Consider the following 15903-nt stretch of genomic DNA (forward strand, 5'->3'; position numbering starts at 1 on the left):
GTCAGTTTCTCCGGGAATAATCGATATCGGATGCGCTGGACGGTTCGGTCGGGCGCGGCCGGAAATCGGGGTTGTCGGCGGCAACGATGCGTTCGATCGTCTGAAGCCGTTCTTCAAGGCGACGTGCGGTCATGTGGAGATCATCAAGCAGGTTTTCGTCCTCGCCGGTCAGGCCGGGTGTCTGCTGCTTCCACTTCGTAACGTAGTGGAGAATGATCCACGGCATCCCGATAAAGATGCAGGTGATCGCCAGAAAAGGGATGAAGTCATCCAGCATTTCAACCCTCCTTAGCGATACGCGCCTTCAGCGCTTCAAGCTCCGCTTCGACCTTTTCAGAGGATTTCAGCTCGGCGATTTCCTCTTCCAGCGTCTTGGGCGACTGTCCGCCCATTCCGGCGGCATCGGCACGGCCTTCGGCCATATCGACCCGGCGTTCGAGCATATCGAAGCGGGCAAAGGCGTCATTGGTGCGCTCCCCGGCATAGGCTTCGCGCATCCGGGTGCGGTTGTTCGCCGATTGCAACCGGGTGACGATCGAGTTCTGGCGCGCACGCGCTTCACGCAGCTTGTTCTGAAGCTTGGTGATATCCTCTTCCGAGTTTTTCAGCGCATCGTCGAGCACCGTGATTTCCTCACGAAGCTGGCCGGCCATGTCGGCTGCCTTCTGCTTTTCGACCAGCGCAGCCTTGGCCAGATCCTCGCGATCCTTGGAAAGCGCCAGCTCGGCCTTTTCGGTCCAGCTTTCCTGAAGCTTTTCCAGCTTGGCGATATGGCGACGCATTTCCTTCTGATCGGCGATCGTGCGTGCTGCGGATGCGCGGACCTCGACCAGCGTTTCCTCCATTTCGAGGATGATCATGCGGATCATCTTTGCGGGATCTTCCGCCTTGTCGAGCAGATCGGTAACATTGGCGGCGATAATGTCGCGGGTTCGCGAGAAAATGCCCATCGTTGAATACTCCTTCGTGTACCTTTGTAATCCGGCGCAGCGGGAAAGCGGCCTCGGACATTGTTACTAAGCACTTTGATCTAAGCAGATTGCGTGCCAGAATTGATATGTTCATTATATTCAATGGCTTAATATAGATTCACACCGTCCCCAACAAATAGCACTTGCCAACAGTTGGCAGATTACGCCAATGTTTTGGTATGGAAAGAACAACACAGGTTGTCGGCCAGTCGGGGGCCTTTCTGGACGCATTGGAAAGCGCCAGCCGCGCCGCCGCATTGGACCGGCCGGTATTAGTCATCGGCGAGCGCGGCACCGGCAAGGAACTGGTGGCCGAACGCCTGCATCGCCTCAGCCCGCGCTGGGATCAGCCGCTGGTGGTGATGAACTGCGCCGCGCTACCCGAAACCCTGATCGAAGCCGAACTGTTCGGGCATGAAGCGGGTGCCTTTACCGGCGCAACGCGTGCGCGTGCCGGACGGTTTGAGGAAGCCGATGGCGGGACGCTGTTCCTCGACGAACTGGGCACCCTTTCAATGGCTGCACAGGAGCGCCTGTTGCGCGCGGTCGAATATGGCGAGGTGACGCGCATCGGCGCTTCGCGGCCCGTACAGGTGGATGTCCGGATCGTCGGCGCCACCAACGAGCATCTGCCCGCCCGGGTGGAGCAGGGCAATTTTCGCGCCGATCTGCTCGACCGGCTGTCGTTCGAGGTCGTCACCCTCCCCCCGCTGCGCGCGCGTACCGGCGACATCATGGTGCTGGCAGATTTTTTCGGGCGACGCATGGCTGCCGAGATCGGCTGGGAGGACTGGCCCGGCTTCGGCCCGCTCGCGACCGAGACGCTGGAGGAATATAGCTGGCCCGGCAATGTCCGTGAATTGCGCAACGTCGTCGAACGCGCCGTCTATCGCTGGGGCCATACCGACCCGGTCGACAAGATTGAAATCGATCCGTTCGCATCTCCCTACCGGCCCAAAGCGTCGGTAGCGAAGGTCAGCACTGACACCGCAGGACCGGTCGAGCGACCGTCTGAAGAAAGCCCGGAAAGCGCAGAGGAACCGGCTGATTTCAAAACCCGCGTCACGCAATTCGAACGCAAATTGCTGACCCGCGCACTATCCGAAAACCGCTATAATCAGCGCGCAACCGCAGAAGCGCTGGGCCTGAGTTATGACCAGTTGCGTCATGCGTTGAAACGGCACGATCTGCTCGGCACCAACTGATCGAAGCGATTAATCGTTACGCACAAGAAATTTTTTGGACCATCTGGCCTTCGGATGCGTTAGGCGACTGTACGCATAACCCCAAAACCGGAGGAACCTCTCATGGCTTTCGAACTTCCCGACCTGCCCTTCGCCCAGGATGCCCTGGCACCGCATATGTCGGCCGAGACGCTGAGCTATCACCATGGCAAGCATCACAAGGCCTATGTCGACAAGACCAACGGCATGCTGGGTGATCACGGCCTTGAGGGCGCGAGCCTGTCCAAGGTCATCACCACCGCGAAGGAAAAGGGCGCAACCGGCCTGTTCAACAACTCCTCGCAAATCTGGAACCACAGCTTCTTCTGGCAGTGCCTGTCGCCGGAGAAACAGGCGCCGACCGGCAAGCTGGCCGAAATGATTTCCGAAAGCTTCGGTTCAACCGACGCTCTGATCGACAAGATCAAAGCCGAGGCGGCCGGCCATTTCGGCAGCGGCTGGGGCTGGCTGGTACTTGACGGCGGTGCGCTGAAAGTCACCTCGCTGCACGATGGCGACAGCCCGGTTGCCCATGACGGCATGAAGCCGCTGCTCACCATCGACGTGTGGGAGCATGCCTATTATCTCGATTATCAGAATGCCCGTCCGGCCTATCTGGATGCGGTGACCGCGAACCTGATCAACTGGGAATTCGTGGCGACAAATCTCGACGGTGAAGGCGTCAGCCGCGCCGATCAGGGCTGATCGTAATCGACACCTGAAAAAAGGGCGTCGGACCAGCGGGTTCGGCGCCCTTTTTCATGTGCGGCATCGCCCGAAAGGGGCTGAAAGGCGGTGCCGTGCGTTCGCAAAAATGCCAGAGGGCCTGTAAGCCGGGTTCTGTCCACCCCGATGGGGATAGGCGACCATTCCTCTAGGGGCACGTTTGCACGCGCCCTCAAGCAACCAACCCGGACGACGCGCCGGAACGAGGCGCATGTGCCGTCCCTATTCGGTCTTGCTCCCGGTGGGGTTTGCCATGCCGCTGCTGTTACCAGCCGCGCGGTGCGCTCTTACCGCACCCTTTCACCGTGGCCGGGCCGAAGCCGTGGCCGTTTGCTCTCTGTGGCACTTTCCCTGGGGTCACCCCCGCCGGGCATTACCCGGCACCGTCGTTTCCGTGGAGCCCGGACTTTCCTCGGCACATCCAAAAGATGCGACGCGGCCGCCCGGCCCTCTGGCAGACAGCGTCCTTAATCGTCGCCTTGCGGTTTGGGAAGCAGCAATGCAAGCAGCAGCATGCGGCATTCGGCATCGATTTCCCCGTCGATCATTTCGGGACGAAACCGTCGCTGAAACGCTATGACCGCCGCTTCCGGGTCTTTGACGTCATAGCCGAAGCGTTCGAGCGCAAGCAGGAAGCCGCCATCCGTCCAGCACGGGTCCATCAGGTTTCTGGTCGGGCGCGGCAATGCGAGCCGCAGACGCGCCAGCTTTCCCCAGGGAAACAACTCGCCCGGATCCTGTTTGCGCGCGGGTGCAATATCGGAATGCCCGACGACATTTCCGCGCGTAATGCCGTGCCGCTTTTCAATGTCCGCAATCAGCGGGATCAGGGTGCTGATCTGCGCATCGGGAAAGGGACGATAACCGAATTCATGCCCCGGATTGACGATCTCGATGCCGATCGACGCGCTGTTGACGTCCTTGATGCCGCGCCAGTGTGAGCGCCCTGCGTGCCAGGCGCGCTTTTCCTCATCGACCAGACGAAGAATTTCGCCGTCCTCCTTCACCACATAATGTGCGGACACTTTGGCTTCGGGATCGCACAGCCGGTCAATCGCCGACTGCGCATCTTCCATACCGGTATAGTGCAATACCAGCATCGTTACCGGCAAAGTGCGCTCGTCAAAATTCGGTGATGGTCTGTCGATGATCTTCATTCAAACCCGCCTGAAACCGTCCCTCCGTGGATGGGACGAAGCAGGCCGAAAGGCAACCCGTCTTCAGGCGTTCGCCATCAGGCTGTAAAATCCTCTGAACCGGGGGCTGGGTTGCAACCGCTGGGTCTGGCCGATCACCGTTTCGCCCGCGCCCAGCAGCAAGAGCGCTTCCGGACGCATATTGCCCGCGATCATCTCGAAAATACGCCGGCGAATCGGCAGCGCGAAATAGAACAGTACATTGCGGCATAGGATCAGGTCGAATGGACCGGCAGGCGGCATGTCGGCCACCAGATTGCAGTGGAGATAGCGGATACGCTTTCTCAATTCCGGACGCGCGACCCAGCTTTCCCCTTCGGTATCGAACCAGCTCACCATGCGCCGGACGGGCATTCCTCGCTGAATTTCGAAACTGCTGTACCGCCCCTGCCTGGCGCGATTCAAAGCACAGGCAGAAACATCGGTTGCGATGATATCCGGAAAGGGCTTGTCGCTGTTCGCCAATCGCTCGGAAAGCAGGATCGCCAGCGAATAGGGCTCCTGCCCGGTCGAACAGCCCGCGCACCAGACGCGAAGGCGGCGTTCACCGGCATCCGCCATCAATGTCAGCAGAACATCGATCGCCTGATCCATCACCGCGGCATCACGGAAAAAAGACGTTTCCTGATTGAGCATCGCCTCCACGGCGAGCGTTTCCAGTTCCCGGTCTGCGCCTGTCACAATCACCGTCGCCAGATCGTCGAGCGATGCAATTCGGCGATCGCGCATCAACGGCTTTAACGCCGCCTCTATCCGACCGGTACGCATCGGAGAAATCTGCTGACCGGTTTCCTGCTCCAGCAATGCACTCAGCACGCTTAACGCACCCATGACCTGCATCGATGGATCCGGAGTGATATTTTCCATATTCACCGTTTGTCACTCCCTGCGATCAACGCACCGATTTCTTCGGGTTTCAGGACTGCGGAAGCATGACCGGCGGTGGCAATAGCCCCCGGCATTCCCCACACAACCGAGCTGTTACGATCCTGAACCACGACGGTGCTTCCCGTCTCATGCAGGCGCGCCGCACCGGTTGCCCCATCTCTCCCCATGCCGCTCAACACCACGGCAAACACGCGATCGCCATATGCCTCTCCCAGGGAACTGAACATCGGATCGACGGACGGCATGCAGCCATTGGCAACCGGTGTGTCGCTGAGGCGAACGGCATATCCATGGTTGGTGCGCACGCAGCACAGATGCGCGGTTCCCGGTGCCACAAGGATGCGGCCCGGCGTGATGGCCATGCCGTTTCGTGCAACCTCACATGGACGATTTGCGATCAGCGCCAATTGAGCGGCGAAATAGGGCATGAAAGATTCGGGCAGATGTTGCGTCACCAGTATCGGTGGTTCGAACGACGCCGGTATCTGACGGAGCAATTGCGTCAGCGCATGGATGCCCCCCGTCGAGGCACCCACCGCAACGATGTCGAAATGCCGCTCCACCTTGACGTTTTTCGTCGGAACCATCGGCTGGCTGCCATAGCTGTCGCCGGCAAGCCTGATCAGCCGCTCCTGCAATCTGGTCGCGAAGGAGCCTGCATAGCTACCTGGTCCCGGTTTTACCAGGGTGTCCGCGGCCCCCAGCGCCAATGCCTGCACCGTCGCAGCGCAACCGTCTTCGCAAGAGGAAGACACGATCAGGATGCGGGCATTTTCCCCGGCTGTAATCAGGTCAGGGAGCGCCGTCAGCCCATCCACGCCGGGCATAATGATGTCCAGCAGAACAATATCGACGCGATGGTGGCACAGATATTCCAGCGCCTGCCTGGCGCTGGTCAGCGACTCGACCACCGTAAAGCCCGGAATGTCGTTCACGATACGGGCGATAACCGCGCGAGCGACCGCCGAATCATCGACGATCAGCACCCTGTTGGAAGTCCTGACCTCCGTTCGGGGCAGTTTCTCAAGAGAAGTGTGCGCGTTCATTGCCCTTAGTAAGGATCAGGCAATACCGACGATCTGCAATTTGCTTTCCAGCGTTTCGCGATCAAACGGTTTCATGACATATTCGTCCGCCCCCGCTTCGATCGCGGCGCGGATATGTGCCATGCCATTCTCGGTCGTGCAGAAAACGACCTTCGGTCGCTGCGTCACACCGCTATCGCCCAGAGCGCGCAGAAAATCCATGCCGCTCATCACGGGCATATTCCAGTCAAGCAGTACGACATCGGGCGGACTGGCAAGACAACTGTCCAGCGCTTCACGACCGTCCCCCGCCTCACGCACCTCGAAATTCATGGTTTCGAGAATATGCCGCGCGACCTTTCGGATCACCTTCGAATCATCAACAACCAGACAGCTTTTCATGAATTGCACCCTGTTACTCGCCACTTATTCCGTATCTGCCATATGCTTCGTAAGCGTCGCGTTAATGCACTTCATGCCGCAGCCATTTCCGGCACCGGGACCAGCGAAGACAGATTAACGATCAGAACAGGCTCTCCATCCCGCTCGACATATCCACGTGCGATCTTTTCCCAGCCGCCTTCCAGCGTCATTCCATCCGCCAACGGTTTTTCATCGAATGACACGACATCATCCAGATCTTCGACGATCATCGCATAGGGATGGCCGTCGACGACCGTAATGACCCCCCGCGCGGCAGGGGCCTCATGCGGCATCCCGAGGATCGAACCGCCATCGATCACCGTCACCACCCGGCTGCGCAGCGTCGCCAGCCCGCGCACCTGTGCCGATGCGAGCGGGACCGGTGTCAACGGACCGAGATTGACGACCGATTCCACCTGCTCGGAAGGAATGGCGACCGTTCTTCCGGCCATGTTTGCGATCAGGAACAGTGCGCTCATGCCGCATCTCCATTCATTTGCGCGGAGAGGGCATTCATCAACGCCGTCCGGTCATAGCGATAGATCCGGTTGCCGGAATTGCCCTGCCGGGCACTCAGGCGGACGACCGGCGTATCCGGATAGGGCGTCGCTGAGTCGATTTCCTCTTCGGTAAGGATGATCGCAGGGCGCCGTCCTTTGGGCAATTCGGCGACGACGCGATATCCCGACCGTTCGAGCAAGGGACGGATGAAGTTTCGCATCCAGCCGTCTTCATTGCCCTGCACCAGGCATAAAGGCGCCATCGTGTCGGACGACGGGGCGTCATGATGTTCCTGATACACCCAGGCAGGATCGATCAGTTCAACCTGCTCTCCTTCATACAGGATAACGCCTGCAATCGGACCACTGTCCTGATTGGGGATGACTTCCTCGCTCACCGACGCGATATCGAACGCCTGTTCAACCGCATAGGCGACGCTGGTCCCGTCACCGTTCAGCCGGATCAGGTCAAAACGCTCATGCCCCTGTATGTCGCCAAGCGCGGCAACGGGCACCATCCTGCCCTCAATCGTGGCGCGCAGCCTGCCGGACGAATAGGCCAACTGGCGTGCATCGACCTTTTCGATCCGGTCGACCACATCCATCGGCACACCGCGGCGTACTCCGTCAAGATCCCTGAAGAACAGGATGGGAATGGAGGCAGATCGTTCTGTCGAATTCTCCTCGGCAACCTCCTCCTGCGCAAGCAGCCCGCCCATCCCAAATCGCAGGCCCGCGACGGCAGCAATGCCGGTGCAGTCGAGCAGCAGCATCGGCAGACCGCTATCGGGTAATGTCTGCCCTCCATATACCCCTGCGGCCATGACTGCCGGAGCAGCAGGTTTGACGACCAGTTCCTCATTGTCGAGTACCGCATCGACGGCGATGGTATATTGGTTGATCCCCATATTGACGATCACCAGCATCGCCTGCGTAATCGCAACCTCACTCTTCAGACCGAGCAATGCCGAAAGCGACACCAGCGGAAATTTCCGGTTGCGCACAGTGGCCACCATAGCGCTGCCCAGCCGGTCTACGCGGATATTCTGCGCACGCGCCGACACGATTTCCTCGATGGCCTGGCGCGGTATCGCAAAGGTCTGATCCCCCGCCCCGACGACGACTGTGGACAATATGGACAGGGTCAGCGGTACAAACACGCTGATGCGCAACCCCTTACCCGGTGAATTATCCAGTTCGATACGACCGCCGATCTGGGCGACACTGTCGCGCACCACATCCATACCGACGCCGCGACCGGAAATTTCGGTCACCTCGTCCTTGGTCGACAGTCCGGGTTCGAAAATCAGATCGAGCTTTGCCCGATCGGACAACGAACGCAGTCGTTTCTCATCATAAGCGCCGGTGGAAACGAGCTTCCTGATGAGCTTGTCGGTGTCGATACCGCGACCGTCATCAGCAATTTCAATGACGATCTGATTGCCCGACTGGCGCGCCGAAACTGTTAGACGTCCCTTTTCGGACTTACCGGCGGAGCGACGGGAATCCACCGCCTCGATACCATGGTCGATGGCATTGCGGACCAGATGCAAAAGCGGATCGCGCATCGCCTCGATCATTTCACGATCCAGTTCGACATCGGCGCCTTCAATGGCGAGCGATACCGATTTGCCGAGGCCGGCAGCCGTATCGCGAACCAGTCGCGGCAATGCCGAAAAGAGTGCGTCCACCTTCTGCATACGGGTGCGCGTTACCGCATCACGCATATCCGCCACGGTGTTGGTAAGCCGGTCCAGCGCCGCCTCCAGACCGGGGTCGATTTCCCTATCGCGCAAACGGCGCGTCAGTTCGTTGCGCGCCAGCACCATGTCCGACATGCCGCTCATCATCCGGTCGAGCAGATCGACATGCAGGCGCACACTGCGTCCGCCCGCGCGCAAGGTCGGCGATACCGGCTGAGCGATTTCGCTTGAGCCTTCCTCAAGCGCGGCAATCAACCGGTCCTCGCTCGAATCGTCGAGAGAATTGCCCGCATCGATCGCTTCTACCAGTTCACCGATCCGGTCGACCACGGCAAGAACCGCATTGACCAGCGCCTGATCCGGCGTGCGTTTCCCCGAGCGTACGTCGGACAGCACATCTTCTGCCGCATGGCTGAGCCGTGCCAGACGCGGCAGATCGAGAAAGCCGCAGCTTCCCTTTACGGTGTGGACAAAACGGAAAATCGCATCCAGCCGCTCGCGATCCTGCGGTGCGGCTTCCCACGCGACGATCTCACCGGACAGCGCATCCAGCGTCTCGCGTGTTTCAGCAATGAATTCCTGAAGCAGATCGTCCATGCATCCCCCGCACTCGGCAAAGGGCACCATGACAACCACTGGTTAAAAGCTGGTTTACCCGGCAGGCAAACTCGCACCGAATACAAGCACTTCGGCATCGGGCGGCGAAACCATCAGCGTACCGCCCGCCTGTTCGACCAGTTGCCGCACCAGAAAAGCGGCGGCAACGCGCGGGGTCACCTGCATTGCATTACCCTGATCGGCCAGCGCGCCACGCAGTTCGTCATCGAGAATAATCCGCGGCCCATCGGCGCGAACGCCGATTTCCGTCGCTGTGCCTGTGTTTTCGGCACCGATATCAAGCTGTCCGCCGCGCACCAGCGCATCGCCCCCCAGCAGCGCAAGGTTGAGCAAAATCTTGATCGCATGTTTGGGCAGTTCGGGCGCTTCGACCAGCCAGCCGACATTCAGCCGCTGATTGTCGCCGAACAGCCCCTCAATTGCGGCTTTCGCCTCACGCGTATCGACGGTTTCGCCGAACCCGCCGGCGGCTCCGAAAGCAAGCCGGAAGAATTTAAGCTTGTTGGCCGACGCCTTCGCACTGTCGGACAGCAGTTCCAGACAGCGGGCGCGCATTTCCGGATCATGCTCGTCCGCAAGCAGTTCCAGCCCATTGTTGAGAGCGCCAACCGGACTGAGCAGGTCGTGACACAGCCGTGAACACAACAGACTTGCGAATTCAGTCGGTGAGATAGTCAAGTTCGAAGCTCCAGCCCTGTACCGTGCGGTGTCGGCAAACCCCTGTCACCGCTCGTATATCCCGCTTACCAGTCCGGATGCCGAAAGCAACCGGATCGAACCGGCCGTGCAGCATGCCATGGGGTCGGGCGCGCCATAAACGCGCTGAATCCGGCGTTACGATCAGCCACAATTTCTCATCGGCCGCCGCTGCTTGCGCATCGCGTGGCGAAGGGTCGGTGCGGCCATTGGGGTGCGAATGATAGCAGCCCAGTATCTCCAGCCCGCCCGTCCGTCTGGCAAGGCGATGGGCACGCAGCAACGCCGCCGGTTCGATCTCGAACGCGCGTTGCGGATCTGCGGCAATATTGGCGGTGGCGAGCGCCTGACGAATCACCGGCCCGCGCCCCCGCAACAGACCGCAGACTTCCTGCCCCCCTGCCCGGTCGGCTCTGTCCATCACCTGGCGAAGAATCGCGCTTGAAATTTCGGGCTTCATTCCCATCTTCCTACAGGAATGGGTCCGGGGGCATCTACCATAGAAGCGCAGATTGGCGAGGCGGCACATGGCTGGCGGCTCGACCGCGCGCTGGCGCAGGCTGTGCCGACCTTGTCGCGCGAACGCCTGAAGGTTCTGATCGCAGCGGGGAACGTAGTGGATCCCCGTGGAGTGCCGGTGCGCAACCCTTCCCAAAAGGCCAGCGCAGGCACGATATTCAGCGTATCCATTCCCGAACCGGAACCGGCACATAACGCGGCACAGGCCATTGCTCTGAACGTGGTGTATGAGGATGAGCATCTGCTGGTCATCGACAAGCCCGCCGGGCTGGTCGTCCATCCGGCAGCGGGCAATCCCGACGGTACGCTGGTGAACGCCTTGCTGCATCATTGCGCCGGTCAGTTGTCGGGCATTGGCGGGGTGGCAAGGCCGGGTATCGTGCATCGTATCGACAAGGATACATCGGGCCTGATCGTCGCCGCCAAGCACGATCGCGCGCATGAGGGACTGGCACGTCAGTTCAAGGCACACTCCATCGACCGGCGCTATCGTGCAATCGTCGCGGGCGTGCCGATGCAATCCGAAGGTGTGATCGAAGCCCCGCTCGGCCGTTCGCCCGCCAACCGGAAGAAAATGGCGATCGTTCCCGGCGGGAAACATGCGACGACGCGCTATCGGCTGATTCAGCCGTTGAAGGAAGCCGCGCTGATCGAATGTCGTCTGGAGACTGGCCGAACGCATCAGGTTCGGGTACATATGGCCTCGATCGGTCACCCGCTGCTCGGCGATCCCGTCTATGGTCGACCGCGAACGGTACACCGGTCAACGCTGGAAACGCTGAGTTTCCGGCGTCAGGCCTTGCATGCGGCGCATTTGGGCTTCACGCATCCCATTGATAGCCGTAATTTAGCGTTTGATAGCGAAATTCCCGCAGACATGGGGGAACTGTTCAAGCATCTTCACGTATAGCATTTGTGGGCGTATGCGTTCAGTAACGCCCAATGGTAAGGGAGAAACGGTCATGGCAAGCGGCAGCAACGTCCCTGCGACGATCCCCGCGCTCGGCGGAGAGGTCAGCCTCAACCGCTATCTGGCCGAGATCAAGAAATTTCCGATTCTGACGCCGGAGCAGGAATATATGCTCGCCAAGCGCTTTCAGGAGCATGGCGATACCGAGGCTGCGGCACAGCTCGTAACCTCGCATCTGCGTCTCGTCGCGAAGATCGCGATGGGCTATCGCGGCTATGGTCTGCCGGTCAGCGAGTTGATCAGCGAAGGCAATATCGGCCTGATGCAGGGCGTGAAGAAATTCGAGCCGGATCGCGGTTTCCGCCTCGCCACCTATGCGATGTGGTGGATCAGGGCATCGATTCAGGAATTCATCCTGCGCTCGTGGAGCCTCGTAAAGATGGGCACCACCGCGGCACAGAAGAAGCTGTTCTTCAACCTGCGCCGGATGAAGGCCAAACTCGACGCGTTCGAGGACGGCGACCTGAAGCCCGAAGATGTCGCCAAGATCGCTCACGACCTTGGTGTGACCGAGGACGAAGTCACCAGCATGAACCGTCGCATGGCGATGGGCGGCGACACCTCGCTCAACGTGCCGATGCGCGAAGATGGCGACGGCCAGTGGCAGGACTGGCTTCAGGACGACGCACCGTTACAGGACAAGATCGTTGCCGACGCCCAGGAAGCCGATGTCCGGCACGATATGCTGGTCGAGGCGATGGACGACCTTAACGATCGCGAAAAGCATATCCTGACCGAACGGCGCCTGACCGACGATCCGAAAACGCTTGAGGAACTCTCTCAGGTGTACGGCGTCAGCCGCGAGCGCGTCCGCCAGATCGAGGTACGCGCGTTCGAAAAGCTGCAAAAAGCGATGATGCGGCTGGCAGGGGAAAAGCGGCTGGTCGCCGACGCCTGATTTCAGGCCCTCAAAATATCGTCAAAGCCCCGCCATCGCGCGGGGCTTTTTTTTGAGCAGCGCACGGTCTCCGTAATGACGCGCCCGCTGCCTGGCGTTAGGACATGGTGCCATGGCAAGACGCGCTGCACGCAAATCCCTTCCCCGCCGTATCATCGGCCTGATCGTCAAAGTGGTGATCTGGTTCGTCCTACTCTCCCTGTTATGGGTGGGCATCTATCGCTTCGTGCCGCCGCCGGTAACGGCAACGATGCTGATCAACGCGCTGGACGGGCGCGGCATTCACAAGACCTGGCTACCCCTGTCGCAAATCGATCCCGATATGGCGCGCGCCGCGATGGCGGGTGAGGATTCGAAATTCTGCAGCCATCACGGCTTCGACTTCGCGTCGATGAAAAAGGCATGGAAAAGCAACGAACAGGGCGACCATATCATCCGCGGCGGATCGACGATCAGCCAGCAGACCGCCAAGAACGTCTTTCTGTGGCAGGGCGGCGGTTATTTCCGCAAAGGACTGGAAGCGTGGTTCACGGTGCTGATCGAAGCGCTGTGGGGCAAGAAACGCATCATGGAGGTTTATCTGAACGTCGCGGAGACGGGAATCGGCACCTATGGCGTCGAGGCCGGGGCCGAACGGTATTTCCATCACGGCGCCGACCATCTGACCCCGCAGGAGGCGGCGCGGATCGCGGCGGTCCTGCCGCTCCCCAAAAAACGCGCGGCGATCGACCCCACCGGCTTCACCCGGCGCTACGGCAATATCATTGCACGGCGCATGGGGGTCGTGAGACGCGACGGGCTGGATAGCTGCCTGCGCTGAAAAGCGTGACTTCGCCCCTGCGAGGGGCAAAGCAACGCCGCTGCCCGTGCAGAACGTCGATATCCGGATTGCTTCGCCCGGCATGCATGGGATTCGTAATGACGGGGAGTGGAGCATCCCGATGCCATTCCCATAAAAAATGCGGCGGAAACATCGTTCCCACCGCATTTTCAGATATCAAAAAAGCAATCAGTTGCTTGACGGATCAATCGCATCACCGGCCTTTTTGGCGGTATCGCCGACGCTCTTCGCCGCGCTGGTCACGGCCTGCGTCTTCATATTGTCGTTATGCGACTGGTTGAGCAGGAAATATGCACCGACCACTACCAGAATCAGCACTGCCAGCCCGATCAGCAGACCGCCGCCACCGCCGCGGCGTTCGATTACGGTCGTGGTACCGCCGCCATCACGCTCGGTAACTCGTTCATTGGTGACGCCGTCATTTCGCTCTGTAACTCGCTCGGTCATAAAACTCTCCCTTGCACTTGATGTGCTGACAACCGGCACTCAGGAAAGTTGTTCCATGGACGAGAGGTTCAGAAAGGCAGCTTGAATCCCGGCGGCAACTGCATTCCGCTCGTCATCTTCGACATTTGTTCTTGCGAAGCCGCGTCCGCCTTTGCCCGCGCATCGTTGAATGCTGCGATCACCAGATCCTCGACCATGCCTTTTTCTTCGGGCTTGAGCAGCGATTCATCGATATCCATGCTGACGATCCGGCCCTTGGCCGATGCCTTCACCTTGACGAGCCCGCCGCCGGAAACGCCCTCGACCTCTATCGTATCGAGACTGTCCTGCGCCTTTTGCAGTTCGTTCTGCACATTCTGCGCCATCGCCATAATGTCTTCGAGGTTGTTCATCGCCTTATCCATTCTGCTGTCGGGTCCAGCCGGTCAGTTCGGCCCCCGGAAAGGTTTCCAATGCGGCCTTTACCAGCGGTGAAGCAAGTACCGCTTCGCGTTCGGCAACGGCGTCGGCCTGTTTCCGTTCCCGCAAGGAGGGTTCACCGGGCGCATTTTCGGTGTCGATCCGCCATGCCTGCCCGGTAATTTCCTTTAGTTTGAGCGAGAGATCACGCACGAAATCGGCCGGAAGCGGCCGGGCCGCACTGATCGTCAGATCGGGCGGCGCAAAGCGGATGGGACGCAGATGATTGCGGACCAGCGCCTCCAGTTCATGCGCACCATCATGGCCCAGCATTTCCGCCAGCCCCGACAGGTCGGACGGCAATGGCGTTTGCTGCGACTCTGCCGGTGGCGGAGGCGCAATTTCCTGCACCGTTGGCGCAGATGTCGGGGCTGACGATGCGCCCTGCCCTGCCGACAGAGCGACAGGCGGCCCGCTGCCTTCGGCCAGCCTGCGCGCCAGTTCCCCCGGATCGGGCAACGTCGCGGCATGCACGATCCGCAGCAGCGCCATCTCGCACGCCTCGATGGGCAGCGCAGCGCTGCCGACCTCCGCATGACCGCGCAACAGCAACTGCCAAAGCCGGTGCAGCAGCGGGAAAGACAAACCGCTCGCCCATTCGTTGAGCGCCTCGCGCTCCTCTGCCGAATGGGCAGGATCGGGAGCGGCTCCCACCTTGACCAGCGTCACGCCATGCACCGTTTCCAGCAACATCCGCAGTACCGAGAGCGGGTCGACGCCCAGATCGTACTGTCCGCGCAACGCCGCCAGCACCGCCGGGGCATCCCCCGCCAGCAACAGTCCGAACAGGTCGCGAATGGCGTTGCGGTCCGACAGTCCCAGCATCGCGCGCACTGCATCGGCCCGCACCCCGCCACCATCGGTCCCGGCATGGGCAATGGCCTGATCGAGGATCGACAGACCATCGCGCGCAGACCCTTCCGCCGCCCGCGCGACCAGCGCCAGTGCCTCCGGTTCCGCCTCAACGCCTTCTGCCGTCACGACCTTCGCAAAATGTTCGGCAAGAAGGTCGGCGGGAATACGGCGCAGGTCGAAACGCTGACAGCGCGACAGCACCGTGATCGGCACCTTGTTCACTTCGGTGGTGGCGAACAGGAATTTTACATGTTCGGGCGGTTCTTCCAGCGTCTTGAGCAGTGCGTTGAAGGCACTTTTCGACAGCATGTGGACTTCGTCGATGATGTAGATCTTGTAGCGCGCCGACACCGCCGCATAGCGTGATGCCTCAATAATCTCGCGCACGTCATCGACGCCGGTATGGCTTGCGGCGTCCATCTCGATAACGTCGATATGCCGCCCCTCGGCAATCGCGCGGCACGGCTCGCACACCCCGCACGGGTCGATGGTAGGGCCGCCCTGCCCGTCCGGGCCGACGCAATTGAGCGCCTTTGCGATCAGCCGCGCGGTCGAGGTCTTGCCCACCCCGCGCACGCCGGTGAGCAGAAAGGCATGGGCCAGCCGGTCGCGGCGAATAGCGTTGCCCAGCGTCTGCACCATCGCATCCTGGCCGATCAGCTGGCTGAACGTCTGTGGGCGATATTTGCGGGCGAGCACGCGATAAGCCTCTGCCGTTTTGGGCTGGGGCGGTTCGTCGAGGCCAAGCGAGGAATCAGTCATCGCAACAGGTTTAGACCATGCGGACGGCATTGGGAAACCGTCATGCGGACAGACAATTTGGGGTAGGTGGGAGCCGGAACGACCCGATACGAAATCGTTGCGGCTGCTTCCTTCCGGACCTGACCGGGTTGGCGACGGCATCGTCCGCCCGACTCCCGTGCGGGCATATGGTCGATTTGTCAT

General features: G+C 60.4%; 18 protein-coding genes and 2 other RNA genes. 5 read left to right on the top strand and 15 right to left on the bottom strand.

The features are described 5' to 3' along the window. Position 1: 1 nt before the first annotated feature. Positions 2-277 carry an envelope stress response membrane protein PspB gene (gene pspB / locus FHR23_RS00235; RefSeq protein WP_184000950.1) on the bottom strand — a complete coding sequence of 92 codons (276 nt, stop codon included), beginning with the start codon at positions 275-277 and terminating at the stop codon, positions 2-4. A gap of 1 nt (position 278) precedes the next feature. Beyond that, entirely contained in the window at positions 279-950 is a 672-nt protein-coding gene (pspA, locus tag FHR23_RS00240; RefSeq protein ID WP_184000951.1) for a phage shock protein PspA, read from the bottom strand. Between the two features lie 200 nt (positions 951-1150). On the opposite strand from pspA, the gene pspF reads away from it, so the two are divergent. Continuing rightward, the gene (pspF, locus tag FHR23_RS00245) at positions 1151-2176 is read left to right on the top strand and encodes a phage shock protein operon transcriptional activator (protein ID WP_184000952.1); all 1026 of its coding nucleotides are present in this window, start codon (positions 1151-1153) and stop codon (positions 2174-2176) included. Between the two features lie 102 nt (positions 2177-2278). After that, positions 2279-2899, top strand: coding sequence for a superoxide dismutase (locus FHR23_RS00250; protein WP_184000953.1), 621 nt, complete (start codon positions 2279-2281; stop codon positions 2897-2899). A gap of 108 nt (positions 2900-3007) precedes the next feature. Here the strand turns inward: FHR23_RS00250 and rnpB are convergent. The 9 genes from rnpB to FHR23_RS00295 all read right to left on the bottom strand — a co-directional run bounded on the left by rnpB (position 3008) and on the right by FHR23_RS00295 (position 10429). After that, positions 3008-3375: RNase P RNA component class A (rnpB, locus tag FHR23_RS00255), an RNA gene on the bottom strand. Positions 3376-3387: 12 nt separating this feature from the next. Continuing rightward, positions 3388-4077 carry an N-acetylmuramoyl-L-alanine amidase gene (locus FHR23_RS00260; RefSeq protein WP_184000954.1) on the bottom strand — a complete coding sequence of 230 codons (690 nt, stop codon included), beginning with the start codon at positions 4075-4077 and terminating at the stop codon, positions 3388-3390. Between the two features lie 63 nt (positions 4078-4140). Beyond that, positions 4141-4983 (bottom strand): CheR family methyltransferase, encoded by an 843-nt coding sequence (locus FHR23_RS00265; protein WP_246359636.1) that lies wholly within the window; start codon positions 4981-4983, stop codon positions 4141-4143. A 2-nt stretch (positions 4984-4985) separates the two neighbouring features. Next, positions 4986-5990 carry a chemotaxis protein CheB gene (locus FHR23_RS00270; RefSeq protein ID WP_343042911.1) on the bottom strand — a complete coding sequence of 335 codons (1005 nt, stop codon included), beginning with the start codon at positions 5988-5990 and terminating at the stop codon, positions 4986-4988. A 75-nt stretch (positions 5991-6065) separates the two neighbouring features. Further along, positions 6066-6431, bottom strand: a complete 366-nt coding sequence (locus FHR23_RS00275; RefSeq protein ID WP_184000956.1) for a response regulator — start codon at positions 6429-6431, stop codon at positions 6066-6068. 71 nt (positions 6432-6502) lie between these two features. Beyond that, a complete protein-coding gene (locus FHR23_RS00280; protein ID WP_184000957.1) occupies positions 6503-6931 on the bottom strand; it encodes a chemotaxis protein CheW in 429 nt (142 codons plus the stop codon). After that, positions 6928-9252 (bottom strand): chemotaxis protein CheA, encoded by a 2325-nt coding sequence (locus tag FHR23_RS00285; RefSeq protein ID WP_184000958.1) that lies wholly within the window; start codon positions 9250-9252, stop codon positions 6928-6930. The genes FHR23_RS00280 and FHR23_RS00285 overlap by 4 nt, the downstream gene beginning before the upstream one ends. Positions 9253-9306: 54 nt before the next feature. Further along, positions 9307-9951: a histidine phosphotransferase family protein gene (locus FHR23_RS00290; protein WP_184000959.1), complete on the bottom strand. Its 645-nt coding sequence runs from the start codon at positions 9949-9951 to the stop codon at positions 9307-9309. Further along, positions 9932-10429: a M67 family metallopeptidase gene (locus FHR23_RS00295; RefSeq protein WP_184000960.1), complete on the bottom strand. Its 498-nt coding sequence runs from the start codon at positions 10427-10429 to the stop codon at positions 9932-9934. Before FHR23_RS00295 ends, FHR23_RS00290 begins: the two co-directional genes overlap by 20 nt. An 18-nt stretch (positions 10430-10447) precedes the next feature. Here FHR23_RS00295 and FHR23_RS00300 point away from each other — a divergent pair, with 18 nt between their 5' ends. The 3 genes from FHR23_RS00300 to mtgA all read left to right on the top strand — a co-directional run bounded on the left by FHR23_RS00300 (position 10448) and on the right by mtgA (position 13176). Then, complete coding sequence (locus tag FHR23_RS00300) at positions 10448-11398, top strand: RluA family pseudouridine synthase (RefSeq protein ID WP_184000961.1); 951 nt, start codon at positions 10448-10450, stop codon at positions 11396-11398. 52 nt (positions 11399-11450) lie between these two features. Then, entirely contained in the window at positions 11451-12356 is a 906-nt protein-coding gene (gene rpoH, locus FHR23_RS00305; RefSeq protein WP_184000962.1) for an RNA polymerase sigma factor RpoH, read from the top strand. Between the two features lie 112 nt (positions 12357-12468). Then, positions 12469-13176 (top strand): monofunctional biosynthetic peptidoglycan transglycosylase, encoded by a 708-nt coding sequence (mtgA, locus tag FHR23_RS00310; RefSeq protein WP_184000963.1) that lies wholly within the window; start codon positions 12469-12471, stop codon positions 13174-13176. 189 nt (positions 13177-13365) lie between these two features. Here the strand turns inward: mtgA and FHR23_RS00315 are convergent, their stop codons facing one another. The 4 genes from FHR23_RS00315 to ffs all read right to left on the bottom strand — a co-directional run bounded on the left by FHR23_RS00315 (position 13366) and on the right by ffs (position 15880). Continuing rightward, positions 13366-13644 carry a hypothetical protein gene (locus FHR23_RS00315; RefSeq protein WP_184000964.1) on the bottom strand — a complete coding sequence of 93 codons (279 nt, stop codon included), beginning with the start codon at positions 13642-13644 and terminating at the stop codon, positions 13366-13368. A gap of 68 nt (positions 13645-13712) precedes the next feature. After that, positions 13713-14036, bottom strand: a complete 324-nt coding sequence (locus FHR23_RS00320; protein ID WP_184000965.1) for a YbaB/EbfC family nucleoid-associated protein — start codon at positions 14034-14036, stop codon at positions 13713-13715. A gap of 4 nt (positions 14037-14040) precedes the next feature. After that, a complete protein-coding gene (locus FHR23_RS00325; protein WP_184000966.1) occupies positions 14041-15720 on the bottom strand; it encodes a DNA polymerase III subunit gamma/tau in 1680 nt (559 codons plus the stop codon). A 62-nt stretch (positions 15721-15782) separates the two neighbouring features. Then, an RNA gene (gene ffs, locus FHR23_RS00330) (signal recognition particle sRNA small type) lies at positions 15783-15880 on the bottom strand. Positions 15881-15903: the final 23 nt, after the last annotated feature.

This window comes from Stakelama sediminis (genome assembly GCF_014199335.1).
Classification (GTDB): Bacteria; Pseudomonadota; Alphaproteobacteria; order Sphingomonadales; family Sphingomonadaceae; genus Sphingomonas; species Sphingomonas sediminis.

Excerpts from the sequence above, each read along its gene's own strand:
- FHR23_RS00280 (WP_184000957.1), bottom strand. The coding sequence starts at position 6,931 with ATGAGCGCACTGTTCCTGATCGCAAACATGGCCGGAAGAACGGTCGCC.
- FHR23_RS00320 (WP_184000965.1), bottom strand. The coding sequence starts at position 14,036 with ATGAACAACCTCGAAGACATTATGGCGATGGCGCAGAATGTGCAGAAC.
- FHR23_RS00285 (WP_184000958.1), bottom strand. The coding sequence starts at position 9,252 with ATGGACGATCTGCTTCAGGAATTCATTGCTGAAACACGCGAGACGCTG.
- FHR23_RS00265 (WP_246359636.1), bottom strand. The coding sequence starts at position 4,983 with ATGGAAAATATCACTCCGGATCCATCGATGCAGGTCATGGGTGCGTTA.
- FHR23_RS00300 (WP_184000961.1), top strand. The coding sequence starts at position 10,448 with ATGGGTCCGGGGGCATCTACCATAGAAGCGCAGATTGGCGAGGCGGCA.
- FHR23_RS00325 (WP_184000966.1), bottom strand. The coding sequence starts at position 15,720 with ATGACTGATTCCTCGCTTGGCCTCGACGAACCGCCCCAGCCCAAAACG.
- mtgA (WP_184000963.1), top strand. The coding sequence starts at position 12,469 with ATGGCAAGACGCGCTGCACGCAAATCCCTTCCCCGCCGTATCATCGGC.
- FHR23_RS00315 (WP_184000964.1), bottom strand. The coding sequence starts at position 13,644 with ATGACCGAGCGAGTTACAGAGCGAAATGACGGCGTCACCAATGAACGA.
- FHR23_RS00250 (WP_184000953.1), top strand. The coding sequence starts at position 2,279 with ATGGCTTTCGAACTTCCCGACCTGCCCTTCGCCCAGGATGCCCTGGCA.
- pspA (WP_184000951.1), bottom strand. The coding sequence starts at position 950 with ATGGGCATTTTCTCGCGAACCCGCGACATTATCGCCGCCAATGTTACC.
- FHR23_RS00260 (WP_184000954.1), bottom strand. The coding sequence starts at position 4,077 with ATGAAGATCATCGACAGACCATCACCGAATTTTGACGAGCGCACTTTG.
- pspB (WP_184000950.1), bottom strand. The coding sequence starts at position 277 with ATGCTGGATGACTTCATCCCTTTTCTGGCGATCACCTGCATCTTTATC.
- FHR23_RS00295 (WP_184000960.1), bottom strand. The coding sequence starts at position 10,429 with ATGAAGCCCGAAATTTCAAGCGCGATTCTTCGCCAGGTGATGGACAGA.
- rpoH (WP_184000962.1), top strand. The coding sequence starts at position 11,451 with ATGGCAAGCGGCAGCAACGTCCCTGCGACGATCCCCGCGCTCGGCGGA.
- FHR23_RS00275 (WP_184000956.1), bottom strand. The coding sequence starts at position 6,431 with ATGAAAAGCTGTCTGGTTGTTGATGATTCGAAGGTGATCCGAAAGGTC.
- pspF (WP_184000952.1), top strand. The coding sequence starts at position 1,151 with ATGGAAAGAACAACACAGGTTGTCGGCCAGTCGGGGGCCTTTCTGGAC.